This window comes from Streptomyces europaeiscabiei, from assembly GCF_001550375.1.
In the GTDB taxonomy this organism is placed as follows: domain Bacteria; phylum Actinomycetota; class Actinomycetes; order Streptomycetales; family Streptomycetaceae; genus Streptomyces; species Streptomyces europaeiscabiei.
Genome location: NZ_LRTR01000464.1, coordinates 1 through 1,248 on the forward strand (window position 1 = coordinate 1; position 1,248 = coordinate 1,248).

The window sequence follows — 1,248 nt, forward strand, 5'->3', positions numbered from 1 at the left end:
GGCCCCGTCGAAGGCGCCGCCGCGCCCCGCCGGCCACGCGGACCGCAGTGCCTCCCGCGGTGACTACACCGTCCGCCGGGGCGACACGCTCAGCGGTGTCGCCGCCCGGCACGGGACCACCTGGCGGCAGGTGTACGCCGCCAACAAGGCCGTCATAGGCGGCGACCCCGACATGATCGTGCCGGGCCAGCGGCTCGACCTCTGAACCGTCCGCCGTCCCCGTTCCCCCTGCGCGCGGACGTCCCGCCCGGCACACCCGCCGGGTGGGGCGCGTGTTCCTCCGGACCGCGACGGCCCATGCCGTCTCAGGAGAGTTCCGTCGCCTCGCCGCCGAACGCCAGTGCCCCACGCCGCAGTTCGTACACGAGGACGCCCGGCATGCCGCGCAGCCCCGGCGGCAGGCGCTGTTCGGCGACGACCACACAGCTGTGTAGGCCGCTCAGCAGCTCGTACGTGCGGGCCGCGACCGCGGGTGACATGCCCTGGGTGGGTTCGTCGACGAGGACGACACGCGCGTGGGCCGACAGGGCGCGGGCAAGGGCGAGCATGCGCTGCTCTCCACCGGAGAGGGTGCCGGCGCGGCGGGGGAGCAGGGGTTCGAGCCACGGATAGGCGTCCAGGGCGTACGAGAGGTCCGGCGCGGCCAGTTCGAGGTTCTCGCGCACGGTGAGCGAACCGAAGACGGCCCGCCGCTCCGGTACGAGGACGAGGCCGCGCCGGGCGCGCTCGTACGCGGGCGTCCGGGTGACGTCGACCCCGTCCCACACGACGGCACCGCCGGACAGCGCGACCGTGCCGGCGAGGGTCCGCAGCGCGGTCGTACGGCCGGAGCCGTTGCGGCCGAGCAGCACGGTGAGGCCGGGGCCCGGGGCGGCGAGGGTGAGGCCGTGCAGGGCTTCCAGGGGCCCGTAGCGGACGCGGGCGTGGCGGAGGGAGAGGAGGGTCATCGTTCGACCGCCGGGTCGGGCGGGTCGAGCGTGCCCGGTGAACGCAGGACGTGGTCGGCGGGGCCGGAGGTGACGATCCGGCCCGCCGCCATGACGTGCACGACGTCCGCGACGTCCGTGACGAGGTCGAGGTCGTGCTCGACGACCAGCAGGGCCATGCCGTCGTCGGCGAGGGCGCGCAGCACGCGGGCGAGGGCGGCCACCTCGGCCGTGTCGAGTCCGGCGGCGGGTTCGTCCAGCAGCAGCACGCGCGGGCTCCCGGCGAGCGCCCGCGCCAGCTCGACCCGCCGCAGCGTCCCGG

3 protein-coding genes are annotated in these 1,248 nt (G+C 76.1%); 1 reads left to right on the forward strand and 2 read right to left on the reverse strand.

What is annotated here, in order from left to right; genetic code table 11:
• A partial coding sequence (locus AWZ10_RS22580) for a LysM peptidoglycan-binding domain-containing protein (RefSeq protein ID WP_159058322.1) occupies positions 1 to 205 on the forward strand: 205 nt, incomplete at its 5' end.
• Between the two features lie 100 nt (positions 206 to 305).
• On the opposite strand, the gene AWZ10_RS22585 is transcribed toward AWZ10_RS22580, so the two are convergent.
• Positions 306 to 947 carry an ABC transporter ATP-binding protein gene (locus AWZ10_RS22585; RefSeq protein ID WP_060891910.1) on the reverse strand — a complete coding sequence of 214 codons (642 nt, stop codon included), beginning with the start codon at positions 945 to 947 and terminating at the stop codon, positions 306 to 308.
• Positions 944 to 1,248: P-loop NTPase family protein (locus AWZ10_RS22590; protein WP_482258110.1), on the reverse strand; the 305-nt coding region annotated here is incomplete at its 5' end. The genes AWZ10_RS22585 and AWZ10_RS22590, both read right to left, overlap by 4 nt.

Bases quoted from the DNA above. Each gene is read 5' to 3' on its own strand.
- AWZ10_RS22585 (WP_060891910.1), bottom strand. From the start codon at position 947: ATGACCCTCCTCTCCCTCCGCCACGCCCGCGTCCGCTACGGGCCCCTG.